We start from the raw sequence: 26,012 nt of genomic DNA on the forward strand, positions 1-26,012 counted from the left end.
ATCAGCCCACCCGCAGGGCCGGCGGTGCCGTGGTCTCGAGGATCCGGGCGAGGATCTCGGTCGCGGTGACGCCGGCGAACTCGGCCTCGGTGTCCAGCAGCAGGCGGTGCGCGAGCACGGGCTGGGCGAGGTCCTTCACGTCGTCGGGGATGACGTACTCGCGGCCCGCAGCTGCGGCCCACACCTTCGCGGTGCGCACGAGCGCCAGACCGCCGCGCACGCTGGCGCCGATCGCGGTCTGGGAGTCGTCGCGCGTCGCCTCGGTGAGCCGCGCGACGTAGTCGAGGACGACCTCGTCGATGTGCACCGTCTGCGCCATGTCCGCCATCGTGCCGACCGCCTGCGTGGTGATCCGTGGGGTCAGGTTCGTCGTGCGGTCCTTGGCGCCGGCGAGGATCTCGATGGTCGACGCGCGGTCCGGGTAGCCGAGCGACGTCTTGATGAGGAAGCGGTCCAGCTGCGCCTCCGGCAGCCGGTACGTGCCGGCCTGCTCGATCGGGTTCTGCGTCGCGATGACCATGAACGGCCGACCCACCGGGTGCGTGACGCCGTCGACGGTGATGTTGCCCTCCTCCATGACCTCGAGGAGCGCGGCCTGCGTCTTGGGCGAGGCGCGGTTGATCTCGTCGGCCAGCACCACGGACGCGAAGATCGGACCGGGGTGGAACTCGAACCGGTGGGTGCTCTGGTCGTAGATCGTCACGCCCGTCACGTCCGACGGCAGCAGGTCCGGCGTGAACTGGATGCGGTGGTGGCTGCCCTGCACGGTCGCCGCGAGGGCCTTGGCCAGCGACGTCTTGCCCGTGCCCGGTGCATCCTCGAGCAGCAGGTGCCCCTCGGCGACCATGGCGGTGAGCGCGAGCCGCACCGTGTGCTCCTTGCCGAGCAGCGCCAGACCGACGTTGGACACGAGTGCGTCGAACGTCTCGGCGAACCAGATGCTCTGCTCGGGGGTCATTGTGTGGGTCTCTCCGTCTCGGTGCTGCGAGGTCGATGGCACGGTCGGTGGCCTGGTCGGTGGCGGGCGGTGCTAGGGCACGGTGTAGGTCAGCGTGGTCGTCGCGCCCACACCCTTGCCGTTGATGGCGGCGACCGTCACCGTCACGGTGGCCCCCGAGACCGCACCGGGCATGCTCACCAGGGTTCTGTCGGCGCTGCGGGCCTTGTTGTTGAGGTCCGAGCCGCAGTCGGCGGGGTCCGAGCCGGCCGCCCAGCAGACGCGGTACCCCGAGATGTTCTGGCCGCCGTCGTCGGTGGGCGGGTCCCAGGCGGCCGTGAGGGTGGTCGGTGCCGCGGCGTCGTCGGCCGTCAGCGACGGGTTCGCCACCGCGCCCGGCGCCGCTCCCCAGCCCCAGACGGCCGACTGGCTGTCGGCCCCGCTGGACAGGGTGCGGCCCGTGCCCGTGGTGGTCGCCGTGACCGTGAGGGTCACCGTCGTGCCGCCCGGGGAGATCCAGCCGTTCACGTCCACGTCCGCGCTCAGGCCCGTCGTCGTGCCCTGGACGTTGTGGCCCGGGGCGCTCAGCCGGTACGAGTACGTGACCGTGCCGCCGCCGCCGTCCGTGGACGCGGCCCAGCCGATCGCCGCGGTCGCGGGCTCGCCCCACGGACCGGTGGTGGACGACACCGCGAGCGTGGTGATCTGCGGCTGCGTCGGCGGCGTGGTCGCGGTCGCGCTCGCCGCGGGGCCCCACCCGCTCGACCCGGCCGCGTTCACCGCCCGGACCTGGAACGTGTAGCCGACGCCGCCGGTCAGGCCCTGGACCGTGTACGACAGACGGTTGCCCACGTCGGACTCCGACCCGTCGGGCATGCGGATCACGTAGGCGCGGACGGGCGAGCCGTTGTCGTCCGCCGCGGACCACCGCAGGTCGATGCTGCCGTCGCCCGCGGGCGCGTTCGCCGTCAGGGTGGTCGGCGCGCTCGGCAGGCCGAACGTCGACGCGGTGACGGTCCCCGGGTCGCCCCAGCCCGCCTTGTTCTTGGCCCGAACCGACACCCGGTACGGGTACTTGGTCTGCGCCTGGTCGAACGTCAGCGTCTGCGTCCCGGCCGCGACCGGGAACGTGGCACCGTTCGGCCCGTCCACGACGACCTCGTACTGCGCGACCGCGTCGCCGTTGTCCTTGGGCGCCGTCCACGCGATCGCGATGACCCGGCCGAGGGTCGAGTCGGTGGGCGTCGCCGTCACGTCCGGCGCGTCAGGAACTCGCGCGGGGACCATCGGCTGCGACGACGGGGACCATCCGCTGGGGTCCGGGGCCTTGTTGTGCGCCCGCACCCGCACCGAGTAGGCGGTGCCGTTGCGCAGGCCGGTGAACGTGTAGCTGGTGGTCGCGGAGGTCACCGAGGCCGGACCGGTCAGCGGCGCGGGCGAGATCTCCAGCGTGTAGCCGGTGACCGGCGACCCGGTCGAGGCCGGCGCGGCCCAGGTGGCCTTGACGGAGCCGTCGCCGAAGTCGAGCGTCGGCGCCGCGGGTGCGTCCGGGACGGCGTCGGGCCGGGCCGTGGCGGACGGCAGGCTCGGGTCCGACCAGTCGACGTCGTTCTGCGCCGCGACCGTGAACGTGTACTCCACGTCGTTGGTGAGGTTGTCGATCGTGCACGTCGTGCTCGCGCACTGCCGGACGATGTTCCCGGGGTTCGCGACGACGCGGTAGCCCGTGATCTGCGCCCCGCGGTTGTCGGGGGCGTCCCAGGACAGCACCACCGTGCGGTCCCGGACTTCGCCGACCCGCGGCGCGCTCGGGGTGGCCGGCCGGCCGCGCACCACGACGGTGATACGGCCCTCGACCTCGCGGTCCGGGTCGCCCGTGACGTCCCGGACCCGGTACCGGGTGACCATCTGGCCGATGAAGCCCTCGGCCGGCCGCACGCTGACGGAGTCCGCCGACGCACCCGCCGTGCCCGCGCCCGGGGTCTCCACGGTGGCACCGATGACCGTCATCGGGGAGTCGGGGAACGGGTTGAACGCGCCGGCGAGCACGTCGACGGTCACCTGCCGCCCCTCCACGCCGTTCTCGATCGTGCGGTCCACCAGCCGGATCTTGGGCCGCGTGCTCGCCACCACGCGGACGTCGATGGTCTGGTCGAACGACCCCGTCCGGCCGTAGCCGATCCGGACCCCGAGCTTCTCGGTGCGGCCCTTGGGGGTCGTCTCGTCGGCCGCGATGCTGAGGATGCCCTTGTCGATGCCGCCCGTGAAGCCCGCGGGGATCGCCGAGATCAGCTGGTAGGAGTAGCGGTCGTCCGTCGGCGTCGCGCCCTCCGGGCCCGTGGTGAACGCCCGCAGGTCCACGGTGAGCGGGTCCTCGCCGGGTGACACGTCGATGACCGACGGGGTGAACGTCGGCGGGTGGTCGTCGACCGCGTAGACGGTGATCTGCAGCGTGATCACGGAGGTGCGCGCGGACGTGTCCCCCGGGCCGGACGCGTCGGTGACGGGCACGGTGATCGAGGCCGGGCCGGCGTACCCGGGCGCCGACGTGAACTGCAGGGTCGTCGGGCTGCGCACCGGGTCCGTCTGGTCGGACTTCGTCGCGGTCACGCCGAGCGGGTCGGCGATCGTCGCGACGCGGCCCGGTGCCACCTGGACCTGCTCGTCGAGCGGGATGACGAGCTGCTCGCCGGACGCCACCCGCAGCTCGGGCGCCTTCGGCCTCGGGGTCGGCGGGAAGAAGCCGAGCGCCGGCACGGTGATGAACGCGTACGAGGCCGCGGTCCCGGCGGGGACGGTCGTGTTGGTGAGCAGGTACGGGAGCGTCTGCGCGTGGTCGACCAGCGTCACGACGACGTCGCCCCGCTCGGTCACCCGCGCGACGTCCGACTGCGAGCCCGGGACGGACACCGCGAGGTCGCTCAGGGGGCCGCTCGGGTTCTGCGCGACCGCGAGCACGTCGACCGAGACCTCGGTCCGGCCCAGCGTGTCCAGGGCGGGGACGACGACGTCCCGCGCGATCGGCGGCAGCACCGGGGCGTTGGCCACCACGGTCACGGTCAGCACGGCCGTGTCGTGCCCGCCGCGGTCGTTGGAGACCGTGTAGGCGATCTGCAGCACCCCGGGGGTGTCCGGCGCGCGCACGACGATCCGGCGGCCCGAGACGGTCGCGTCCGTCTCGGCGGGCTGCAGGACGAGCTCGGGGTCGAGGGTGAGCTCGCCGCCGCTGGAGTCCACGTCGTTGGCCAGCACGCGCACCTCGACCCGCTGGCCGGGGTTCACGGTCACCTGGTCGTCGCGCGCCACCACGGGCGCCGAGCCCGTCGGCCGCGGCACGATCCCGACCCGGATCGTCGCCACCGCGCGCTGCCCGACCCAGTCCTCGACCGCGTACGTGAACTCGACGGTGCCCAGGTCGCCCGGCACGGCCTCGAACTGGATCCAGTCGGGCCCACCCGCCTTGGCGATGCCGTGCGCCGGACCCGACGCGATCCCGAGCAGGGTCACGCCGTCGCCGTCGGGGTCGATCCCGACCAGCGGGACGTCGATGCGCACCGTGTCGCCCTCGAACACGCGGGCCACGATGTCGACGGGGCGGGGCGGTGCCTTCGCGCCGGCATCCGACGCGTGCACGTGCACGGTGACGGTCGCCGCGGTGCGGTTGCCGGTGGCGTCCTGCACCTCGAACGTCGCGTGCGCGGTCATCGCCGTGGCCGGCGCCTGGTACCGGAGCACGTCGCCGGACACGAAGAGCAGCCCCTCGCCCTCCCCCAGCGGCTCGACCAGCTGGGGCACCAGCGTGATCCGGTCGCCGTCGGGGTCATAGGCGCCGTCGAGGACGGGGATCGTCACCACGCCGCCCGTGCGGACGCTCGCCTCCGCGTTGGGGACGACCGGCGGCTGCGACGTCGCGGACGGGGGCACCGGGTGCACGACGATCTCGCCGACGGCGCTGAGGGCCCCGTTGGTCACCGTGTACCTCAGCACCGCGGGCGCCGTGAGCGTGCGGTCGGACTGGATCTGCACCAGGTGGTGCTCGAGGACGGCGACGCTGAGGCCCGACCCCTCGACGGCCTCCACCGACTGCAGCACGAGCACCCGGCCGGCCGGGTCGCTGTCGTTCTCCAGCGGGTCGACGGTGACCTCGCCACCGGCGGGGAGGAAGGCCTGGTCCCGCACCGCGACGGGTGGCTCGGCGGTCTCCGGCCACTCACGCACGTCGACGCGGGCCAGGCCCGTGACCTGCTGCGGGGCGGCCGTGATGAGGAACGTCACGTAGTACGTGCCGGCGCGCGCGGCGCTGAACGTGAAGGTGCCGCCCTGCAGGTCGCTGGTGATCGTGGCGCCGACCACGTCGTCCACCCCGGCCAGGCGCGGCGGCTCGGTGGACGCGCTGCGGACCGCGTCCAGCGGGTGCAGCGTCACGGGCTGGCCCACGTACGTCACGGCGTGCACGGGGTCGATCTGCGGCGCGAGCGATCCCGCGGGGCGGACGTCCACGTCGAGGACGCCCTCCGTCGTCGACGTCCCGTCGGAGACCTGCAGCGTCACCTGCGTGCGCCCGAGGGACGCACCGTCGGCCCGGAACGTGAGCGAGCCGTCCTGCCGGAAGCGCACGGAGCCGGCCGCCGGGTCCGCCACCGCGCCGACCAGCAGCAGGTCGTCACCGTCGGGGTCCATGAAGTCGGCGAGCACCAGGTGGTCCGCCTGGCCACCCTGCTCCACCTGCAGCGACCCCGTCCGGACCTGGACCGGTGCCGCGTCGACCGCTCCGTCGTGCACCGAGAGCCGGACCGACGCGGTCGACGTCGCGCTGGTCCCCCGGCCGTCCGAGATCGTGTACGTCAGCGTGGCCGACCCGCTCGCGCCGTCGGCCACGGCGACCTGCAGCGCGCGTCCCCCGTAGATCGCCTCGACCCGGCCGAACTGCTCGGGGATCGGGTCGAACTCCGAGATGACCAGGATCCCGCAGTCCGACGAGGAGTCGTTGTCGATCACCGGCAGGATCGTGGTCCGCCCCGGGCGCACGCCGAACTCGTCGTCCGCGGCCGTGGGCGGTGCGGAGTCGCCCGTGCACTCCGTGACCAGGTCCTGCGTGGTGTCCGACGTCTCGGTCTGGTCCTCCTGCTGGTCGGGCTGCTCCTCCGGCTCGACCTGCGTCCAGTCGGGCACCCGCAGGTCCGTGTCCTGCAGGGGCATCCAGAGGCGTCCGCGCAGGGTGTCGTTGAGCACGACGACCTGCCGGTTGACCCGGAACGCGAGCACGTCGGAGCTCGACATGTCCTCGAGGTTGCTGACCTGGGCGTCCGCGCCGTCGCAGAGCTGCAGGTAGGAGCCGACGGCCGACGCCCACGCGCCGTGCGCGCACCGACCCACCTGCACCGGCGCGGCGGGGCGGCCCGACCCCTGGGTGACGTGCTCCGTGACCGAGCCGCCGCCGAGGGGGACCTCCAGGAGCGCCGTGCGGCTGGCGACGAGAGCGCGGGAGGACTCCGGACCCGGCTCCTGCAGCACGAGGTCGTCGCCGTCGACGTCCGTCGACCCGCCCAGGGTGCGGACCGTCGACCCCGAGAGGACCACCGGCTGGTCACCGACGGCCGAGAGCGTGTCGACCGGCCCGGCTCCGAGGCTGCCGAGCGACGTCGTGCGCGGGGCCCCGTCGACCAGGTCGATCCGAGTCACGGCACCGTCCTTCGGCGCCACCCCGAGCACCGCACCGCTGCGGGTGACGACCGCGGCCCCGCCGTCGCCGAGCTCGAGGTCGGGCGGGTCCGTCGAGATGTGCAGCGACTCCAGCCCGCCGAGCGTCCGCACCCAGACGTTGCCGTCGCCGTCGACCAGCGAGACCACGCCGGCCGCCATCGACGCCGTGGCCCCGGGCACGGCGACCGTCGCGGAGGCCGTGACCGTCGCCGGGTCCACCACCGAGACCGTGCCGGGCTCGACCAGCAGCACGTCGCCGGCGTCCTGGAGGACGTCGAACGTGCTGCCGGAGGCCGCCAGGCCGCCGTTGAGCTCCTCGACCTGCGCGTTGTAGCGACCGAGCTGGAGCGTGCTCGTGGCCGTCAGCCACACGCCACCGTCGTTGAGGTCGAGACGCGCCAGCGGGAAGCCGTGGTCGAGCAGCGCGAGCACGAGGACGAGCACCGGCACCGTCACGACGGCGGCGGCGGTCGTCGCGCGTGCGCGGAGCGACCCTCGGCTCATGGCGTGCAGCCCTGGGCCGGGTCGTCGGAGACGCGGCGGTCGGCACGGACGATCGCGACCTCGACGCAGACCTGGGCCGCGGCAGCCTGGTCCGCCGGCACCGTCACGGTCGCCACGTCGACCAGCGCGAGCTGCGGCTCACCCGTCGCCTGCAGCACGCCCCACAGGTAGTGGTCGCCGTCCTGCGGGTCGGGGTTCTCCCACGTGAACACGACCGAGCCGTCGGGCTGACGGGTGCCCTGCAGCGAGTGCGGCGCGGGCACCGGTTCGGCGATCCCGGTCGGGTCCGCGTCCTGCGTGAAGTCTGTCGACGACGGCCCGCCGCCGGGTGTGTCCCCGCTCCGCAGGGCCGCCGCGCCGATCGCCACGACGGCGGCGAGCACGACGACGCCCGAGACGATCCCGGCCACCAGCCGCGCGCGGCTGCGACCCGCCGTCTCGGCGGCCTCGGGCGCGACCGGCTCCGGGGGCGCGACGAACACCGGCCCGGACCGACTGGGGGGCGCGTCGGGCGCGACCGCCGTCACGCCGCGGTGGCGGGTGGGCTCGTCGGCGCCCGGTGGGACCGGGTCGGCCGGGCCGGCCTGCTCGCCCGGAGCGGCAGGGGCGACCGAGACGATCGAGCGCAGGCGCGTCGCGTCCTCCCGGCCGCCGTCGGGCGAGGCGGCCGGCGCGTCGCGGGACTCGCCCGCGTCGGGCTCGTCCGTCAGGTCCAGCGGCGTGATCGGCAGGCGCAGGTCGGCCTCGACCTGCTGCAGCGCGCGGGCCACCGCGGCAGCGGACTCGAACCGGCGTGCGGGGTGCTTCGCCATCGCGCGCTCGAGGAGGTCCTGCAGTCCCCAGGGGACGTCGTCGCGACCGGTCGGGGGCAGCGGCGACCGCTCGATCCGGGAGACCAGCTGCTGCGCGGTGTTCTCGCCGCCCGGCACCTCGAACGGGGTGCGCCCGGCGAGCAGGGAGTAGATCGTCGCGGCCAGCGAGTAGACGTCGGAGCGCTCGTCGCCCGTCGGGTGCTCCCCCAGCAGCTCGGGCGGCGACCACGGGATCGACATCCCGACGGTCGCGCCGGCGCCGTGGCCCGTGGTCGCGGCGATGCCGAAGTCGGTCAGCGCCGGCCAGCCGAAGTCGGTGGTGAGCACGTTGGCGGGCTTGATGTCGCGGTGCAGGATGCCGGCCCGGTGCGCGGTCTCGACCGCCGACGCCAGCCGCACGCCGATGCGCAGGGCCTCGGCGACGGAGATCCGCTCGTGCCGGTACCGCTCGGCCAGCCCGGGGCGCGAGCAGTACTCCATGACGAGGAAGGGCCGGCCGTCGGCCGCGATGGCCGCGTGGTAGATCGTGACGATCGAGGGGTGGTGCGACAGCTGGGCCATGAGGTTGGCCTCCTGCTGGAACCGCGCGCGCACCTCGTCGTCGAGGCTCCCCGCCAGCAAGACCTTGACTGCCACCTCACGCCGCGGGAGCTCCTGCTGGTACAGGAAGACGTCCGCGAAGCCGCCGAGGCCGAGGACCCGCAGGTACTCGTAGCCCGGCAGGCGGGGCGGGGTCGATGCTTCGCGGCGTGCGGTCACGAACCCCGCTCCACCGAGAACGTCACGCCGTCGCCGAGGTCGACGACCTCGTCGACGCCGACGACGCTGGGCTCGCCCGGGTGCAGCCGGCGAGCGCCCTCGCCGGGCCGCGCGACGTGGACGCCGTTGGTCGAGTCGAGGTCGGTGACCACGACGTGGTCGCCCTCGACCCGCACCTCGGCGTGCGTCCGCGAGATGTCCTGCTGCGGGCTCGGCACGGTGATGAGGCGCGGCAGCTCGCGGTTGGTCACGCGGGCCACCTGCGGCGCGCGGCCGAGCAGCACCGCGCGGTCCAGGGGAACGACGAGGCCGGTCGACAGCACCAGCCGCGCCGCCGTCTGCACCGCCGCGGGCACCCGGAACGGGCCGGGGACCTCGTCCGACGCCCACGACGGGAGCTGCTCGCGGATCTCGGCCAGGTCCGTCGACAGGATCGTCAGGCCGTCGTGGTCGTCCAGCGAGGCGCCGCCGACCGGGACGGGCGCCGACGGAGCCTCGACGGTCTCCGCCGCGGTGGCCCCGAACGCCGGCCACGAGAGGAAGGACTCGGCCGCGGCGACGACGCCCGACGGGTCGGCGTGCTCGTCCTGCTCGGCCTCGACGTCGGACTGGGCCTGGCCCTCGAGGGGCACCAGCTCCACGGTCGTCGGCTCGTCCCACACCGCGTCGTCGACCGGCTGGGGCGTCGCGTCCGCGTCCGCCACCTCAGGCTCGACGGGCTGCTCCGCGTCGGCGGCCTCGGCGACCGGCTCGAGAGCGACCGGCTCGAGATCGACCGGCTCGAGATCGACCTCGACCGGCTCGACGGGCACGTCGGGCTCGACGGCGACGGGCTCGACCGGCTCGGTCTCGACGGCAGGCTCGGAAGCCGGCGCGACCGCGGTCTCGACGACGTCGTCGCGCGTGGTCAGCCCGACGTGCACCCGCGACGCCAGCACGACCCCGTCGGCCAGCGGCAGGCTCCCGGCGTCGACGGCCGGGCCGTCCACCTGCACGACGACGTCGGAGACCCCGTCGAGCACACGCTCGGTCCAGGTGCTGACCTCGCCGGAACGCCAGACGTCGCGCCGGCCGCCGACCTCGACGACGACCTCCACGTCGCCGCGCAGGGCGGCGTGGACGCGCTGCCCGTCGACCGACACGACGGCGAACGGCGGCAGGCCGCCGAACCCGTCGCGGGCCAGCAGGGCGAGCGCGGAGAAGACACCCTCGCCGGTCTCGTGCCACAGGGCACGCACGGTCGAGGCGGCCGTGGTTGGGCCGAGCAGCGCCACGAAGCCGGGCCGGACCACGGCGGTCCAGCCGCCGGCGGAGTACTCGGGCACGCTCATGACGGCTTCTCCTCGTTCGGTGTCCTCGCGCCGCGCGCGCCGGGGTCGGTCGTGGGCACCGAGCGGCGCGGGACCGTGGCGCCGTCGAGCATCTCGTCCCACACGTGCTGGCCGAGCTCGGCGCCGGTGCGCGGGACGGTGATGTGCACGTCGTCGTGGGCGCCGGCCGCCGTGGCGACGTCGACGACGACCGCGCTCACGTTGTCGCGCGCGCCGTGCTCGAGCGCGAGCCGGACCAGGTCCGCGGCGGCGTCCTGCGGATCGCCGACGCCGGCCAGGACCCGGGCGAGGACGTCGTCGTCCAGCTCCCGTGTCAGTCCGTCCGTGCAGATCAGCAGGCGGTCGTGCAGCCCGGCGGGCAGGAGCCAGTACTCGGGCTCGGGCGGGTCGCCGGTGCCGAGCGCGCGGGTCAGGACGTGCCGGTCGGGGTGCGTCGCCGCCTCGGCCAGGTCGATCTCGCCCAGGTCCAGCAGCTCCTGGACCACCGAGTGGTCCACGCTCACCTGCTCGAGCTCGTCGCCGGTCCACAGGTACACGCGCGAGTCGCCGACGTTGAACACCAGCCAGTAGGAGCCGCCGTCGTGCTCGGTGACGGCGACACCGGCGACGGTGGTGCCACCCTGGCGCCCGCCGGTGAACTCGGTCCGGATCCGGGCCGCGGTGCGGTCGAAGCACGCGTGCACGTCGTCCGCGGTGGCCGCGGCCTGCCCGGCCAGCTGCGCGAACTCCTCGACGGCGATCCTGCTGGCCAGGTCACCCGCGTCGTGGCCGCCCATGCCGTCCGCCACGAGGAACACGGGCGGATACGCCAGCAGGGCGTCCTCGTTGACCTCGCGGACCAGGCCGCGATCGGTCGCCGACCCCCACGACGTGCGCACGCGACCCCCTCGTCCTCGGCCAGGCCCCGGAGGGTGCCTCACTCCATCATCGGCGCACATCGTGCCGCACGTGAGTGCTTCGTACACAACGCGCCCGTTCCGTGATCAGATCCCGAGCTGGAAGACCCCCCAGTACGCGAGCACGACGAGGAGCACCACCGAGCCGACGACACCGGCCCACAGGACCGCGGCCCGCACGACGCCCGGCGCGGGGTGCCCGCCGTCGTGCCGGACCCGGCGGCACCGGCGCAGCAGGAGGACGCCGACGACGACCACCGCGATGCCGAGCACGCGCACGGCGAGCCAGCCGCCCTGCACCACGAGGTCGTTGCGCTGGTAGTCGAGTGCGAGGCGGGCGACCGACACGATGTACCAGACGAGCCCGACGACCGTGAGGATCGCCCCGAACCCGAGGGCGACGAGCATGGGCAGGACGCCGCGGGCGAACCGGGGCCCGGGGACCGTGACGGCGGCCCCGCGTCGACGTCGGACCTCGCCGGTCCCCGCCTCGACGCCGCGCGCCACGAGCAGCGCGAGCGGCCCGAGCACGATGAGCGCCACCGCGGCCACGGCGAGCGCGACGACCATGTCGCCGTTCCCGAACCACCGGGGCTCGGGCACGGGCGCTGCCACGTACGTCTGCACGGGCTGCGCGCCGGCGATCCGGGGCGCCGCGTCGGCGGTCGCGTGCATGCCGAGCACCCAGCCGGACAGGTCCGTCAGGAAGTCGGGGTCCACCTCGCCGTCCACGCGGATGCCGTGGTTGGCGCCCTCGTAGTACCGCACCGTCACGTCGCCGTTCCCGGCGATCGCTGTGTCCCGCAGGACCTGCTCGGCGCCCTGGATGGTGGGCATCGAGGCGTCGCCGGTCCCGTACACGACGAACACCGGCTGGCGCATCTGCCGCTGGTACGGGGTCACGTCGAAGTCGGCGTACTCGAACCCACCGCCGGGCAGCGACATGCCGACGGCCCGCGGGATCGCCCGGAACACCCCGTGCGGGACGCCGGTGTTGCGCAGGTAGGAGTCCACCGCGAAGGCGGCCTGCTCGCGCGGCGGGACCACCGGCGAGGAGACCAGCACCACGAAGGCGATCGACGGGTCCTGCGCGCCCATGATCGGGGCGATCCAGCCGCCCTCGCTCTCGGCGTAGATGCCGACCCGGTCGGGGTCGACACCGGCGCGGGACTGCAGGAGCCGGACCGAGGCGTCGTAGTCGGCGGCCATGAGCGGGTAGTCCCGGTGCCGCGTGGTGTAGGTGTCCAGCCGCTTGTTGGGCACCATCGCGACGATCCCCGACGCCGCCAGCGCGTGCGCCTGCGCGAGGAACGCGGTGTCGTACCGGCCCGTCCCCGCGCCGTGCACGAACACGACCCCGGGCAGCGGTCCCTCGGCCCCGATCGGCTCGCTGATCTGCGCATCGACCGTCGTGCCGTCCAGCTGCACCGTGACGATCGACGTGCGCACCTCGTAGGTGGGCACCGCCGGCGCGTTCCCGATCGCCGTGGACGTCGTCTCGACCGTCAGCGGGTCGGACAGAGGGACGGGGTCCCACTGCGGGCCCATGACCGCCCCGAGGATCGCGAGCAGGAGGACGCCGACGGCCGTGCTGGCGACGACGCGGTACCACCGGCCGACGTGCCGCTCGACGTCCGGTGTGCTGGCGCGCACGGGGGTGCGCTCGTCCGACCTCAGCATCCTCAGAAGCCCAGCTTTCCGAGCTGCTTGGGGTCGCGCTGCCAGTCCTTCGCGACCTTGACGTGCAGGTCGAGGTAGACGCGCGCGCCCAGCAGCGCCTCGATGCCACGGCGCGCCTGGCTGCCGACGTCGCGCAGCCGCGCGCCGCCCTTGCCGATGATGATCGCCTTCTGGCTGTCCCGTTCGACGAACAGGTGCACGCGCACGTCGAGCATCGGCACGCCGTTCGCGGCCGGCTCGTCGCGCTCCACGATCTCGTCGACGACCACGGCGAGCGAGTGCGGGAGCTCGTCGCGCACGCCCTCGAGCGCGGCCTCGCGGACCAGCTCGGCGACCATGACGGACTCCGGCTCGTCGGTGAGCTCGCCCTCGGCGTACAGCGGCGTGCCCTCCGGCAGGTGCCCGATCAGCACGTTCTCCAGCACGTCCACGTTGTACCCCGACGTCGCGGAGACGGGGACGATGTCCGCCCACTCCCCCAGCGCCTGCACGGCCATGAGGTGCTCGGCGAGCTTCCCCTTGCCCACGAGGTCCGCCTTCGTCACGACGGCGACCACGGGGGTGCCGCGACCGTCGCGCGCCAGCTCCGTCATCTGCTCCGCGATGAACCGGTCGCCGGGGCCCACGCGCTGGTCCGCCGGCAGGCAGAAGCCGACCACGTCGACCTCGGTGAGGGTGTCCTTGACCAGGGCGTTGAGCCGCTCGCCCAGCAGGGTGCGCGGCCGGTGCAGCCCAGGGGTGTCGACGAGGATCAGCTGCGCGTCGGGCCGGTGCACGATGCCGCGCACGGTGTGCCGGGTGGTCTGCGGGCGCCCGGACGTGATGGCCACCTTCTGACCGACGAGCGCGTTGGTCAGCGTCGACTTGCCGGCGTTCGGCCGCCCGACGAAGCAGGCAAACCCCGAGTGGAAGGTGTGGAAGGCGGTCATCGGGTGGCTCCGTGGGTATCGGTCGGTACGGGGGTGTCGGCGTCGACCACGCTGACCAGGACGGTGGCGAGCCGGCGGCGCCGGCCCTCGACCCGGTCGGCGACCAGGTGGAGCCCGTGGATGTCTCCGACGGACCCGGGCAGCGGGACCTTGCCGAGCGCCTTGGCCAGCAGCCCGCCTGCGGTGTCGACGTCCTCGTCGTCCACCTCGAGGTCGAACAGCTCGCCCAGCTCGTCGCGGCCCAGCCGGGCGGGCACGCGGAACACGCCGTCCCCGAGGTCCTCGACGACGGGTGCGGTGGGGTCGTGCTCGTCGGTCAGCTCGCCGACGATCTCCTCGAGCGCGTCCTCGATGGTGACCAACCCGGCGATGCCGCCGTACTCGTCGACCACCATGGCGATGTGCGACGCGCCGTCCTGCAGCTCGCGCAGGAGCTCGTCGACGGGCTTCGACTCCGGCACGAACACCGCGGGCCGGGCCAGGGAGGAGGCCGGTGCGTCGAGCATCGCCTCCTGCTTCTGCCGGTCCGAGCGGCCGGCCGGCGCGATCGGCAGCCGACCGACCACGTCCTTGAGGTAGAGCACCCCGCGCAGGTCGTCGACGGACTCACCGGTCAGCGGCACCCGGGAGAACCCGGACCGCAGGAGCAGGGCGAGCGCCTTGCGCAGCGGGGTGTCCTCGGGCGCGGTGACCATGTCCGTGCGCGGGACCATCACCTCGCGCGTGAGGGTGTCGCCCAGCTCGAGCACGGACCGGAACATCTCCCGCTCCTCGTGCTCGATCGCCTCCGACTCGCTCACCCGCTGGACCATGTCCCGCAGCTCGTCCTCGTCCTCGGCGGCCGACCCGGCCCCCGGCCGCCCGACGGCGCCCAGACCCCCGGCGACCGCGGTCACGGCGACCAGCGCCCGGGACAGCCGCGTCACGGTGGCGACCGGGTGCTGCCGACCGATCGTGCGCGGGCTGACCCGGACCAGCAGGAACGCCACGAGGCCGCAGACCGCGAGCGCCACCAGGAGCACCGCCCACCACACCAGCCCGGTCGAGCCGACGGTGATCGTGATGCAGACGGTCGCCGTCATCTCGGCCAGCAGCCGCACGAACGCCGCGGCCGAGGCCACCCGCGTGGGGTGCTCGGTCAGGGCGCGCACGCGACCGGCCGCGGGGTGCCGCTCGGCCAGCAGCTCGGCCACCGACGCGCGCGAGATCCGCACCACCGCCACCTCGCCGGCGGACAGCGCTGCGGCCGTGGCGATGCCGAGGACGGCGACGACGATGAGCAGCGCGGCGGGGATGTCGGTCATCGCGACGCCAGGAACGTCAGCAGCAGCCGACGCTGGAGCGCGAACATCTCCTTCTCCTCCTCCGGCTCCGCGTGGTCGTAGCCGAGCAGGTGCAGGATCCCGTGCGTGGTCAGGAGCAGCAGCTCCTCCGCCGTCGAGTGACCGGCGGTCCGGGCCTGCTGGGCTGCGACCTCGGGGCAGAGCACGACGTCGCCGAGCAGACCGGCCGGCGTCGGGTCACCCTCGCGGCCCGGTCGCAGCTCGTCCATGGGGAACGACAGCACGTCGGTGGGGCCGGGCTCGTCCATCCACTTCACGTGCAGGTCCGTCATGACGTCGGTGCCCACCAGCAGGATCGACACGTCCGTCTGCGGGTGCACGTGCATCTCGTCCAGCACGTAGCGCGCGAGCGCGGCGAACTCCGCCTCGTCGACGTCGTAGCCCGACTCGTTGTTGACCTCGACGCTCATGGCCGCCTCAGCTCCTGTCCCAGCGCGCGTACGCGTCGATGATCTCGCTGACCAGGCGGTGCCGGACCACGTCCGACGACGTCAGGCGGCAGAACGCGACGTCGTCGACACCCGCCAGGATCTGCTCGACCACGCGCAGGCCCGAGGTCTGCGACGACGGCAGGTCCACCTGCGTGACGTCCCCGGTCACGACGACCTTGGAGCCGAAGCCGAGGCGGGTCAGGAACATCTTCATCTGCTCGACGGAGGTGTTCTGCGCCTCGTCGAGGATGATGAACGCGTCGTTGAGGGTGCGGCCGCGCATGTAGGCCAGCGGCGCCACCTCGATGGTCCCGGCCTCCATCAGCCGCGGGATCGACTCGGCGTCCACCATGTCGTGCAGCGCGTCGTAGAGGGGCCGCAGGTACGGGTCGATCTTGTCCGACAGGCTGCCGGGCAGGAACCCGAGCCGCTCGCCCGCCTCGACCGCGGGACGCGTCAGCACGATGCGGTGCACCTGGCGGTCCTGCAGCGCCTGCACGGCCTTGGCCATCGCCAGGTACGTCTTGCCGGTGCCGGCCGGACCGATGCCGAACGTCACCGTGTGCCGGTCGATCGCGTCGACGTAGTCCTTCTGGCCGGCCGTCTTGGCGCGGATGGTGCGGCCGCGGCCGGTGAGGATGTTGAACGAGAGGACGTCGGCGGGGCGGGCGGTCGACGCCGCCGTGAGCATCGCGACGGACCGGGTGACGACGTCGGGGGTCAGCGGGGTGCCGCCTGCCGCCATCTCGACCAGCTCGTCGACCAGCCGGGACACCAGGGCCACGTCGCCGACCGGGCCGGCGAGCCGCACCTCGTTGCCGCGCACGTGGATGTCGACGGTGGTGAACCCCGACTCGATGGTCCGCAGCACCTCGTCGCGCAGGCCGAGCAGCTCGACCATCGAGACCTCGGACGGGACGCTGATCCTGTGCTCGACGCGCGCGGGTGCGCCGGTGGGACGCGCTGCGGATGTGGACTCGGCCATGTGCTCGGCGTGCGCCGTGCGCTCCTTAGGTCAGGTGCGGGTGTTCCGGTACGCGGTCAGTCTACGAGTCCGCGCCCACAGCAATCTCAGCCCCAGCGACCGAGCCGCTCGGCGAGCAGCGCGAGCGCGACCGGTCCGGCCGTCGACGTCCGCAGCACGTGCGGTCCCAGCCGGACGGCGCGCGCGCCCGCGTCGAGCAGCCGCCCGAGCTCGACGTCGCCGATCCCGCCCTCGGGCCCGACCAGGACGAGGCACTCGCCGGCGTCGGGCAGCGCCGTGGCGGCGATGGCGTCGGTCGCGTCCTCGTGCAGCACCAGGGCGACCCCACCGGCGCCGACCACGCCGCGGACGCGCTCGACCAGGCCCTTCGCGTCCAGCGCGACCTCGACGTCGGGCACGCGAGCGCGCCGCGACTGCTTGGCGGCCGCCCGGACCGTGCCCACCCAGCGGGCGCGGCTCTTCGCGGCCCGGTCACCGCGCCACACGACGATCGAGCGGTCCGCCTGCCACGGCACCACCGCGTCGACTCCCACCTCGGTGGCCGCCTCGATCGCCATCTCGTCGCGGTCGCCCTTGGCGAGGGCCTGCACCAGCACCAGGGTGACGGCGGGTGCGGGCTCGACGACGCGCTGCTGCACCTGCACCAGCACGCCGTCGCCGGTCACCGTGCCGACCAGGCCGACGAGCCGCACGCCCGCGCCGTCGACGACGTCCACGCGCTCCCCCGGCCCGCGGCGCTGCACGACGCCCGCATGGCGCCCCTCGGTGCCGGCGAGCAGGTAGGTGCCGCCGTCGACGACCGCGTCGAGCGAGCCGGGCTCGGCCAGGAAGACGGGCGCGCTCATGACGCGGCCGGCGCCGTCATGCTCAGCGGCCCGAGAGCTTGTCGCGGAGCTTCGCGAACACGCCGGTGTTCGACGCCGCGAGCCGGGCCTCCGGACGCTCCTCGCCGCGCAGGGTGGCCAGCCGCCGCAGCAGCTCGGCCTGCTCGTCGTCCATCGCCGTCGGCACGTGCACCTCGACGTGGACGTGCAGGTCACCGCGGCCGGAGGCGTGGAGGTGACCGACGCCGAGGCCCTTGATCGTGACGACCTGCGCCGGCTGCGTGCCGGGGCGCAGATCGACCTCGCGCGCACCGTCGAGGGTGTCCAGGGTGAGGACGGTGCCGAGCGCCGCCGCCGTCATGGGCACCTCGAGGGTCGCGTGCAGGTCGTCGCCGCGCCGCACGAACGTGTCGTGCTTGCGCTCGCGGACCTCCAGGTACACGTCGCCCGCGGGGCCACCGGCCGGACCGACCTCGCCCTGGCCCGTGAGCTTGATCCGGGTGCCGGTGTCGACGCCCGCCGGGACGTCGACGCTCAGCGTGCGGCGCGAGCGGACGCGGCCCTCGCCCGAGCACTCGGTGCACGGCTCGGGGATGACGGTGCCGAACCCGTGGCACGCGGCGCACGGCTGGGTCGTCATGACCTGGCCGAGGAACGAGCGGGCGACCCGCTGGACCGAGCCCCGACCGCCGCAGACCTCGCAGGTGCGGGGCGACGTGCCGGGCCGGCAGCACGAGCCGCTGCACGTCGGGCAGACGACGGCCGTGTCGACCGGCACGTCCTTGTGGATCCCGAACGTGACGTCGGCGAGGTCCAGGTCGAGGCGGACGAGCGCGTCCTGCCCGCGGCGGGCGCGCGGGATCGGTCCCCGCTGCGCCGCGGCGCCGGTCGCGGCGCCGAAGAACGTCTCGAAGATGTCCTGGAAGCCGAAGCCGCCGCCCATCCCGCCGCCGGGCGACGACGGGTCGCCGCCCAGGTCGTACGCGCGCCGCTTCTCGGGGTTGCCCAGCACGTCGTACGCGCGCGAGACGTCCTTGAACCGGTCCTCGGAGCCCGCGTCCGTGCCCGCGACGTCCGGGTGGTGCTCGCGCGCGAGCTTGCGGTAGGCCTTCTTGATCTGCTCGGGGCTGGCGTCCCGCGGGACGCCGAGGACCTCGTAGTAGTCGGTCACGGGAGGGGGTGCTCACTTCCAGCTGTCGTTGACAGGGTCACGGAGGGGGTCTCGTGGCGGGTCATTGGGCGAGGATGCGCGTCAGGTAGCGGGCGACCGCGCGGACCGCGGACATGGTGCCGGGGTAGTCCATCCGGAGCGGGCCGATCGAGCCCACGCGGGCCACCGAACCTCCGCCCTCGTCGCCGTAGCCGGTGGTCACGAAACTCGTCTCGAACAGCCCGTCGTGCTGGTTCTCGCGACCGATGCGCACCGACACTGTCGCCGAGTCCTCGGCCATCTCCGAGAGCAGCCGCAGCAGCACGACCTGCTCCTCGAGCGCCTCGAGCACGGGGCCGATCGACCGGACGTCGGTGCCCCCGACGCGCGCGAGGTTCGCGGTGCCGGCGAGCACGACGCGCTCCTCGCTCTCCTGCGCGAGCGTCTCCTCGACGACCCCGACCACCGCGCCGACGAGCCCCTGGTCGCCGGGCGCGAACCCGTCGCTCAGCTCGCCCAGCGCCACCGGCAGCTCGGAGAGGCGCCGGCCGGCGGCGCTGACGTTGAGGCGCGAGCGCAGCCGTGCGACGACCGCCTCGTCGAAGTCCGAGCCCAGCTCGAGCGTCCGCTGCTCGACACGCCCGGTGTCCGTGATGAGGACGACCAGCAGGTGGCGGGCGCCCACGGGCACCAGCTCCACGTGCCGCAGCGCGGAGCGCCGCAGCGACGGGTACTGCACGACGGCGACCTGGTGCGTCAGCTGCGCGATGAGGCGCACGGCGCGGTCCACCACGTCGTCGAGGTCCTGCGCGCTCTCCAGGAAGGCGCCGATGGCGCGGCGCTCGGGGCTCGACAGGGGCTTGACGGTGGAGAGCCGGTCGACGAAGAGCCGGTAGCCCTTGTCGGTCGGCACGCGACCGGCCGAGGTGTGCGGCTGGGCGATGTACCCGCCCTCCTCGAGCGCGGCCATGTCGTTGCGGATGGTCGCGGGTGACACGCCGAGCGAGTGGCGCTCCACCAGCGCGCGGGAGCCCACGGGCTCCTTGGTGGCGACGTAGTCCTCGACGATCGCCCGCAGCACGTCCAGCCGTCGGTCCTCGCTCATGTCGCCTCCTCCGTCTGGTCGTCCGCGTACGCGCACCGGGTAGCACTCCCCGCACGGGAGTGCCAATGCTACGCCGCGGACGCGACACCCACGGGGCGGCTGCGGCCCGTCGCGGAGATGCGCCTCTACGCTGCCCGGGTGAACGACGACCGCTACGGCTCGGACGTGCTCGGGGGCTCCGGCTCGACGCACCACCGGCCCACCCGCACCAGCCGCCCGCAGGCCGCCGAGACCGGCCTCGTCGTCGAGGAGGTCACCACCGGGTGGGTCGGCGCCGTCGTGCGGGTCGAGAAGTCGGGCGGCCAGCACGTGGTCGTCCTCGAGGACCGCCGTGGCCGGACGCGCACGTTCCCGCTCGGACGGGGCTTCTGGCTCGACGGCGAGCCCGTGGCCCTGACCGCCCCCGTGCGCGCCCCGGCACCCGCGAAGCCCACCCGGACCGCCTCGGGCTCGGTCGCCGTCCACGACGCCCGCGCCCGCATCGCCCGCGGCAGCCGGATCTGGGTCGAGGGCAAGCACGACGCCGAGCTGGTGGAGAAGGTCTGGGGCGACGACCTGCGGCTCGAGGGCGTCGTGGTCGAGCTGCTCGACGGCGTCGACAACCTGGCCGAGGCCCTGCGCGACTTCCGCCCCGAACCGGGCCGGCGCGTCGGCGTGCTCGTCGACCACCTCGTCGCCGGGTCCAAGGAGAGCCGGATCGCCGCCGACGCCGTCCGCGGCCACCCCGCCGGCTCGGTCCTCGTGCTGGGCCACCCGTACGTCGACGTGTGGCAGGCCGTCCGCCCCGAGCGCATCGGGCTCGCCGCCTGGCCCACGATCGAGCGCGGCACCGAGTGGAAGCACGGCATCCTGCGCGAGCTGGGGTGGCCGGCCGACGAGCAGGCCGACGTCGCCCGCGCGTGGCAGCGCATCCTGCGCTCGGTGCGCAGCTACGCCGACCTCGAGCCCAGCCTCCTGGGCCGCGTGGAGGAGCTCATCGACTTCGTCACGACGTGACGAGCCCCGGCCCGCCGGAGGGCGGACCGGGGCACCGAGCGTCGTGCGTCAGAGCGTGGGCGGCGCGATGGGGTCGCCCAGCAGCCGACGGAACAGGAAGGCCGTGGCGATGAGCACCACGGGGATGGCGACGAAGAGGCCGAGGCCGCACAGCAGGGCGCCGGCGAAGATGATGACGAGGCTGAGCAGGTAGAACAGGATCGTCGTCGACAGGTTCGCGGTGATGAGCTGCACGCTCGAGCGCAGCGCGTCGATGGGGTTGATGTGCTTGTCGATGACGAACCAGAGCGTGAAGAACAGCAGGAAGTTCACCGCGATCGAGATCAGCCAGCCGATGACGGGGATCCAAGAGACGAACCCGACCACCAGGTTGATGCCGGCGAGCAGCAGGGCGGTCAGCAGGATCGGGCCGACATCGGTGAACGTGAAGAACGTGCCGAGCTTGACCTCGCGCCCGTCCGTGATGCCGAGCGCCGCGCGGATGAACGCCGCCTCGATCAGGTACCCCACCAGGGCGAGCGCCGCGTAGAGGATCACGGTCACGAACGAGAACCCGACGCCCATGAGGCCGCCGCCGTTGCGGTTGGGGTCGGTGAGGCTCGCGCCCCCGATGAGGATCCCCCAGAGGATCGCCGCCACGGCGGCACCGACGATGAGCCAGATCAGCGTCGCCAGGATGAAGAGCCCACCCGACCGCGTGAAGCCCTTCCACCCGTAGGAGTAGGCCTCGCCGATGGGTGATGCCGGCACCGGAGCGCCGTAGCCGCCCGCGGGCGGCGGGTATGCACCGGGAGCTGCCGAGGCGTAGCCGGCCGGGGGCGGGTAGCTGCCGGGCGCGGGCTGGCCGTACTGCGGCTGCCCGTAGTCCGGGGCCGGCGGCGGGGGCGGAGGCGGCGGGTATCCCGCACCGGGCGCCGGCGGAGCGGGCGGGGCCGGCGGAGCGGGCGGAGCGACCGGGGGCGCGACGGGCGGGGCCGGGGGCGCGACGGGCGGAGCGGGCTCGGGTGCGGGCGGCGCCGGCGGTGCCGCCTCGGCGGCGGGCTCCTCGACGGGGTCGGGCACGACAGGGGGTGTCTCGGGCACGACAGGCTCAGGTGCCTGCGCGGGATCGTCGTCACGCGGCGGGGTACCGCCGGGGTTCTCGCTCATGCGTGGCCTCCCTGGTCACAGGGCGTTCGTCGCCCAGGCCTGAGCGAACCGAAGCCGGGGGCACGTGTCAAGGAATCGGGTCTACCGGGCATGTCGGACCGCCCGACGCGACGCCGGCACCGTCGGTAGGCTGCGCGTGCCGTCAGGTCGACGGCCCCCGGACGAGGAGCGAGCCCGATGTCGTACGAGCACCCGCAGAGCCCGCCGCCGAGCAGCGCGGACCAGACGAGGAACCTGGGCATGCTCGCCCACCTCGGCGGGATCCTGGCCTACCTCTACGTCGGCTGGGTCCCTGCGCTGGTGATCTGGCTGGTCAACCGCGAGAAGGGCACCGCCGACGAGGCTCGCGTGGCGCTCAACTTCCAGCTGACCGTGCTCATCGGCCTGGTGGCGTGCGCGATCGTCCGGGCGATCCCCGTGCTCGGCTTCATCGGCTGGATCGGCTCCGTCGCGCTCGGCATCATCAGCCTGGTCCTGAGCATCCTCGCCGCCGTCGCCGTGCAGCGCGGCGGCTCGTACCGGTACCCGTTCAGCCTCGAGCTGGTGCGCTGAGGCCTCAGCCGACGAGGGTGCGGACCACGGCGTCCGCCAGCAGCCGACCGCGGCGCGTGAGCACGATCCGCCGGCCCGCGACCGCGGCGCGGCCGTCGACCAAGCCGTCGGCCACGAGGCCCGCCACCGACGGGCGCGCCTCGGTCGGCAGGTCGTCCAGGGCGAGCCCCGAGGCCAGCCGGACGCCGAGCATGAGCCGTTCCAGCACGGCCCCGTCGCCCGTGACGGTCTCCCGCCCCGCCGCGGGGCTCAGACCGCGGTCCAGCCGGTCCGCGTACGCGCGCGGGTGCTTGACGTTCCACCAGCGCACCCCGCCGACGTGGCTGTGCGCCCCGGGACCGATCCCCCACCAGTCGTCGCCGCGCCAGTAGCTGAGGTTGTGCCGGCAGGCGTCGGCGGGCGTCCGCGCCCAGTTGCTCACCTCGTACCAGCCGAGCCCGGCGGCCTCGAACAGGTCGTCCGCCAGCTCGTACTTCGCGGCCTGGTCGTCGCCGTCGGGCAGCTCGAGCTCGCCGCGCCGCACCTGGACCGCCATCCGCGTGCCGGGCTCGACCACCAGCGCGTACGCGGAGACGTGGTCGACACCCGTGGCCAGCGCCGCCTCGACGCTGGTCCGCCAGTCGTCGAGCGACTCCCCCGGCGTCCCGTAGATGAGGTCGAGCGACACGGCCAGGCCGGCCTCCTGCGCCCAACGCACGACGTCCGGGATCCGACGCGGGTCGTGCGTGCGGTCCAGCGTTGCCAGCACGTGCGGCACCGCCGACTGCATGCCGAACGACACGCGCGTGAACCCGGCGTCCGCCAGCGCGGCCAGCGACCCGGGCGTCACGGAGTCGGGGTTCGCCTCCGTGGTGACCTCGACGTCGTCGGCGAGCCCCCAGGCGTCCCGCACCCCGCCGAGCATCCGCGCGAGGTCCGGCACCGACAGGACCGTGGGAGTGCCGCCGCCGACGAACACGGTGCTCACCGGGCGGGCGGGCAGGTCCTCGAGCACCCGGGAGGCCAGCTCGATCTCGCGCAGAGCCGTGTCCGCGTAGGCGCTCTGGCTCGCGCCGCCGCCCAGCTCGGTCGCGGTGTAGGTGTTGAAGTCGCAGTACCCGCAGCGGACCGTGCAGAACGGCACGTGCAGGTAGAGGCCGAACGCGCGGTCGTCGGCGCCGATGAGCGCCGACTCCGGCAGGCGGCCGTCGTCGGGCGCGACGTCTCCCTCCGGGAGCGCCGGACTCACTTCTTCTTCGCGTCCTTGCCGCCGGCCGACCCGGCGGGCTCGCTCGAGAGCGCGGCGATGAAGGCCTCCTGCGGCACGTCGACCCGACCGATCGTCTTCATGCGCTTCTTGCCCTCCTTCTGCTTCTCGAGGAGCTTGCGCTTGCGGGTGATGTCGCCGCCGTAGCACTTGGCCAGGACGTCCTTGCGGATGGCCCGGATGGTCTCGCGCGCGATGATCCGGGCGCCGATGGCGGCCTGGATGGGGACCTCGAACTGCTGGCGGGGGATGAGGTCCTTGAGCTTGGCGGTCATCATGACGCCGTACGCGTAGGCCTTGTCCTTGTGCACGATCGCGCTGAACGCGTCGACGGTCTCGCCCTGCAGCAGGATGTCGACCTTGACCAGGTCGGCGACCTGGTCGCCGATGCGCTCGTAGTCGAGGCTCGCGTAGCCACGGGTCTTGGACTTCAGCTGGTCGAAGAAGTCGAAGACGATCTCGGCCATCGGGAGCACGTACCGGAGCTCGACGCGGTCCTCGGACAGGTAGTCCATGCCCTGCAGCTCGCCGCGCTTGGTCTGGCAGAGCTCCATGATCGCGCCGATGAACTCGCTCGGGGACAGGATCGTCGCCTTGACCATCGGCTCGTTGACGTCGCCGATCTTGCCGGCGGGGAACTCGCTCGGGTTGGTGACCGTGACCACCGTCTTGTCCTCGAGCGTGACCTCGTAGACGACGTTGGGGGCGGTCGAGATCAGGTCCAGGTCGAACTCGCGCTCGAGCCGCTCGCGGACGATCTCGAGGTGCAGCAGGCCGAGGAAGCCGACCCGGAACCCGAAGCCGAGCGCCACCGACGTCTCGGGCTCGTAGTTGAGCGCGGCGTCGTTGAGCTTCAGCTTGTCCAGGGCGTCGCGCAGGATCGGGTAGTCGGTGCCGTCGATCGGGTACAGGCCCGAGAACACCATCGGCTTGGGGTCGGAGTACCCGCCCAGGGCCTGCGCGGCGGGCTTGCTCGCGTTGGTGACCGTGTCGCCGACCTTGGACTGGCGCACGTCCTTCACGCCCGTGATCAGGTAGCCGACCTCGCCGACGCCGAGGCCCTTCGTGGGCACGGGCTCCGGGGAGATGACGCCGATCTCGAGCAGCTCGTGCGTCGCGCGCGTCGACATCATGACGATCTTCTCGCGTGGGTTCAGGTTGCCGTCGATGACGCGGACGTAGGTGACGACGCCGCGGTAGGTGTCGTAGACCGAGTCGAAGATCATCGCGCGGGCGGGCGCGTCCGCGTCGCCGGTGGGCGGCGGCACCAGCTCGACGATGCGGTCCAGCAGCTCGACGACGCCCGCGCCGGTCTTGCCGGACACCCGCAGGCAGTCCTCGGGTTCGCCGCCGATGAGCTTGGCCAGCTCCTCGGCGTACTTCTCGGGCTGCGCGGCGGGCAGGTCGATCTTGTTGAGCACCGGGATGATGGTGAGGTCGTTCTCGAGCGCCAGGTACAGGTTGGCCAGCGTCTGGGCCTCGATGCCCTGCGCGGCGTCGACCAGCAGCACGGCGCCCTCGCAGGCGGCCAGCGACCGCGACACCTCGTACGTGAAGTCGACGTGCCCGGGCGTGTCGATCATGTTCAGCGCGAACGCCTTGTCGTCCACGCCCCACGGCATGCGCACGGCCTGCGACTTGATGGTGATGCCACGCTCGCGCTCGATGTCCATCCGGTCGAGGTACTGCGCGCGCATGGCCCGCGAGTCGACGACGCCGGTGAGCTGCAGCATGCGGTCGGCCAGCGTGGACTTGCCGTGGTCGATGTGCGCGATGATGCAGAAGTTGCGCAGCAGCTCGGGCGCCGTCGCCGCGGGGTGGATGCGCGACGCGAGGGCTGCACTCGGGATCGGGGACAAGCGGACTGCTCCTGGCGCTGGAGTCGGACGGCGCGGGGTGGCGCCATCCCGACGGACGGTGACGGCTGTCAGCCTGTCGGCTGTCAGTGGTCGGTCCCACCATGGTCCCATGACGACGGACCGTGCCGACGCCCCGAGCCTCCTCGACACCCTCGGCGCCCTGCAGGACCAGTTCCTCGCGACGATCCCGCAGGTCGACCCGACCACCCCCGTGCCCTGGTGCGGCCGCTGGCGCGTGCGGGACCTCGTCGTCCACCTGTCCCGGATCCACCACTGGGCCGCCGGCCAGGCCGGCCGCAAGCAGGAGACGCCGCTCGGGCGCGGCCCGTTCGTGCTCGAGGAGCTCTATGCGGCCTGCGCGGCGGAGCTGCGCGAGACGTTGGCGGCCCTCGGACCGGACGCCCGCGCGTGGACGCTGGTGGGCGACGGACCGGCGTCGTTCTGGCACCGCCGCCAGACGCACGAGACCCTCGTGCACCTGTGGGACCTGCGCACCGCCGGTGGCCTCGGGCTCGACGCCGAGCCCGCGCTGTGGGCGGACACGGTCGACGAGGTGGTCACGGTGATGCAGCCGCGGCAGGAGCGGATGGGTCGGATGGAGCCGCTCGCGGCACCGGTCGCGCTCGTGGCCGACGACGCCGGCCGCTCGTGGCTGCTCGGCGCCCCGACCGTCCCCGACCCGTCCGTCACGGTCACCGGGGCCGCCGACGCCCTCGCCCTGCTCCTGTGGGGCCGGACCACGCCGGAGGACGCGCGCCTCACCGTGACCGGCGACGCCGCGGCCCTCGTCGACGCGCTGGGCCGCCGGCTCACCCCGTGAC

Annotated in this window: 19 protein-coding genes; 3 read left to right on the plus strand and 16 right to left on the minus strand. The window is 73.7% G+C overall.

From position 1 onward, the window contains the following. Position 1: 1 nt before the first annotated feature. The 13 genes from AC1DWH_RS03980 to hrcA form a co-directional block, all read right to left on the minus strand. Positions 2–958: an AAA family ATPase gene (locus AC1DWH_RS03980; protein WP_477092564.1), complete on the minus strand. Its 957-nt coding sequence runs from the start codon at positions 956–958 to the stop codon at positions 2–4. Positions 959–1,030: 72 nt separating this feature from the next. Continuing rightward, positions 1,031–7,144: a fibronectin type III domain-containing protein gene (locus AC1DWH_RS03985; protein ID WP_477092565.1), complete on the minus strand. Its 6,114-nt coding sequence runs from the start codon at positions 7,142–7,144 to the stop codon at positions 1,031–1,033. Continuing rightward, a complete protein-coding gene (locus AC1DWH_RS03990; RefSeq protein ID WP_477092566.1) occupies positions 7,141–8,715 on the minus strand; it encodes a serine/threonine-protein kinase in 1,575 nt (524 codons plus the stop codon). Before AC1DWH_RS03990 ends, AC1DWH_RS03985 begins: the two co-directional genes overlap by 4 nt. Next, positions 8,712–10,046 carry an FHA domain-containing protein gene (locus AC1DWH_RS03995; protein WP_477092567.1) on the minus strand — a complete coding sequence of 445 codons (1,335 nt, stop codon included), beginning with the start codon at positions 10,044–10,046 and terminating at the stop codon, positions 8,712–8,714. Before AC1DWH_RS03995 ends, AC1DWH_RS03990 begins: the two co-directional genes overlap by 4 nt. Beyond that, positions 10,043–10,924, minus strand: a complete 882-nt coding sequence (locus tag AC1DWH_RS04000; protein WP_477092568.1) for a PP2C family protein-serine/threonine phosphatase — start codon at positions 10,922–10,924, stop codon at positions 10,043–10,045. Before AC1DWH_RS04000 ends, AC1DWH_RS03995 begins: the two co-directional genes overlap by 4 nt. Positions 10,925–11,029: 105 nt before the next feature. Further along, the gene (locus tag AC1DWH_RS04005; protein ID WP_456847122.1) at positions 11,030–12,622 is read right to left on the minus strand and encodes an alpha/beta hydrolase family protein; all 1,593 of its coding nucleotides are present in this window, start codon (positions 12,620–12,622) and stop codon (positions 11,030–11,032) included. 2 nt (positions 12,623–12,624) lie between these two features. Further along, positions 12,625–13,551: a GTPase Era gene (gene era / locus AC1DWH_RS04010; RefSeq protein ID WP_477092569.1), complete on the minus strand. Its 927-nt coding sequence runs from the start codon at positions 13,549–13,551 to the stop codon at positions 12,625–12,627. Next, positions 13,548–14,855 carry a hemolysin family protein gene (locus AC1DWH_RS04015; protein ID WP_477092570.1) on the minus strand — a complete coding sequence of 436 codons (1,308 nt, stop codon included), beginning with the start codon at positions 14,853–14,855 and terminating at the stop codon, positions 13,548–13,550. The genes era and AC1DWH_RS04015 overlap by 4 nt, the downstream gene beginning before the upstream one ends. Then, positions 14,852–15,304, minus strand: coding sequence for an rRNA maturation RNase YbeY (ybeY, locus tag AC1DWH_RS04020; protein WP_370505340.1), 453 nt, complete (start codon positions 15,302–15,304; stop codon positions 14,852–14,854). Before ybeY ends, AC1DWH_RS04015 begins: the two co-directional genes overlap by 4 nt. A gap of 7 nt (positions 15,305–15,311) precedes the next feature. After that, entirely contained in the window at positions 15,312–16,310 is a 999-nt protein-coding gene (locus AC1DWH_RS04025) for a PhoH family protein (protein ID WP_477092571.1), read from the minus strand. A gap of 86 nt (positions 16,311–16,396) precedes the next feature. Then, a complete protein-coding gene (locus AC1DWH_RS04030) occupies positions 16,397–17,155 on the minus strand; it encodes a 16S rRNA (uracil(1498)-N(3))-methyltransferase (RefSeq protein ID WP_477092572.1) in 759 nt (252 codons plus the stop codon). 22 nt (positions 17,156–17,177) lie between these two features. Continuing rightward, positions 17,178–18,305 (minus strand): molecular chaperone DnaJ, encoded by a 1,128-nt coding sequence (gene dnaJ / locus AC1DWH_RS04035; protein ID WP_477092573.1) that lies wholly within the window; start codon positions 18,303–18,305, stop codon positions 17,178–17,180. A gap of 61 nt (positions 18,306–18,366) precedes the next feature. Further along, a complete protein-coding gene (gene hrcA, locus AC1DWH_RS04040) occupies positions 18,367–19,389 on the minus strand; it encodes a heat-inducible transcriptional repressor HrcA (protein WP_477092574.1) in 1,023 nt (340 codons plus the stop codon). A 138-nt stretch (positions 19,390–19,527) separates the two neighbouring features. Here hrcA and AC1DWH_RS04045 point away from each other — a divergent pair, with 138 nt between their 5' ends. Beyond that, a complete protein-coding gene (locus AC1DWH_RS04045; protein ID WP_477092575.1) occupies positions 19,528–20,385 on the plus strand; it encodes a DUF3097 domain-containing protein in 858 nt (285 codons plus the stop codon). A 48-nt stretch (positions 20,386–20,433) separates the two neighbouring features. Here the strand turns inward: AC1DWH_RS04045 and AC1DWH_RS04050 are convergent, their stop codons facing one another. Then, positions 20,434–21,534, minus strand: a complete 1,101-nt coding sequence (locus AC1DWH_RS04050; RefSeq protein WP_477092576.1) for a DUF2189 domain-containing protein — start codon at positions 21,532–21,534, stop codon at positions 20,434–20,436. 177 nt (positions 21,535–21,711) lie between these two features. Between AC1DWH_RS04050 and AC1DWH_RS04055 the strand changes: the two genes are divergently transcribed. After that, entirely contained in the window at positions 21,712–22,086 is a 375-nt protein-coding gene (locus tag AC1DWH_RS04055; protein WP_456847273.1) for a DUF4870 domain-containing protein, read from the plus strand. Between the two features lie 4 nt (positions 22,087–22,090). On the opposite strand, the gene hemW is transcribed toward AC1DWH_RS04055, so the two are convergent. Beyond that, a complete protein-coding gene (gene hemW, locus AC1DWH_RS04060; RefSeq protein ID WP_477092577.1) occupies positions 22,091–23,314 on the minus strand; it encodes a radical SAM family heme chaperone HemW in 1,224 nt (407 codons plus the stop codon). Beyond that, entirely contained in the window at positions 23,311–25,191 is a 1,881-nt protein-coding gene (gene lepA, locus AC1DWH_RS04065; protein WP_456847271.1) for a translation elongation factor 4, read from the minus strand. The genes hemW and lepA overlap by 4 nt, the downstream gene beginning before the upstream one ends. Before the next feature lie 109 nt (positions 25,192–25,300). On the opposite strand from lepA, the gene AC1DWH_RS04070 reads away from it, so the two are divergent. Then, positions 25,301–26,011 (plus strand): maleylpyruvate isomerase family mycothiol-dependent enzyme, encoded by a 711-nt coding sequence (locus tag AC1DWH_RS04070; RefSeq protein ID WP_477092578.1) that lies wholly within the window; start codon positions 25,301–25,303, stop codon positions 26,009–26,011. Position 26,012: the final 1 nt, after the last annotated feature.

Source organism: Cellulomonas sp. P2_F12, assembly GCF_056403775.1.

Coding starts and splice junctions, on each gene's coding strand:
- AC1DWH_RS04025 (WP_477092571.1), bottom strand. CDS start 16,310: ATGGCCGAGTCCACATCCGCAGCGCGTCCCACCGGCGCACCCGCGCGC.
- era (WP_477092569.1), bottom strand. CDS start 13,551: ATGACCGCCTTCCACACCTTCCACTCGGGGTTTGCCTGCTTCGTCGGG.
- AC1DWH_RS04055 (WP_456847273.1), top strand. CDS start 21,712: ATGTCGTACGAGCACCCGCAGAGCCCGCCGCCGAGCAGCGCGGACCAG.
- AC1DWH_RS04030 (WP_477092572.1), bottom strand. CDS start 17,155: ATGAGCGCGCCCGTCTTCCTGGCCGAGCCCGGCTCGCTCGACGCGGTC.
- AC1DWH_RS04050 (WP_477092576.1), bottom strand. CDS start 21,534: ATGAGCGAGAACCCCGGCGGTACCCCGCCGCGTGACGACGATCCCGCG.
- AC1DWH_RS04005 (WP_456847122.1), bottom strand. CDS start 12,622: ATGCTGAGGTCGGACGAGCGCACCCCCGTGCGCGCCAGCACACCGGAC.
- hrcA (WP_477092574.1), bottom strand. CDS start 19,389: ATGAGCGAGGACCGACGGCTGGACGTGCTGCGGGCGATCGTCGAGGAC.
- AC1DWH_RS03995 (WP_477092567.1), bottom strand. CDS start 10,046: ATGAGCGTGCCCGAGTACTCCGCCGGCGGCTGGACCGCCGTGGTCCGG.
- AC1DWH_RS04070 (WP_477092578.1), top strand. CDS start 25,301: ATGACGACGGACCGTGCCGACGCCCCGAGCCTCCTCGACACCCTCGGC.
- AC1DWH_RS03985 (WP_477092565.1), bottom strand. CDS start 7,144: ATGAGCCGAGGGTCGCTCCGCGCACGCGCGACGACCGCCGCCGCCGTC.
- AC1DWH_RS04015 (WP_477092570.1), bottom strand. CDS start 14,855: ATGACCGACATCCCCGCCGCGCTGCTCATCGTCGTCGCCGTCCTCGGC.
- AC1DWH_RS03980 (WP_477092564.1), bottom strand. CDS start 958: ATGACCCCCGAGCAGAGCATCTGGTTCGCCGAGACGTTCGACGCACTC.
- ybeY (WP_370505340.1), bottom strand. CDS start 15,304: ATGAGCGTCGAGGTCAACAACGAGTCGGGCTACGACGTCGACGAGGCG.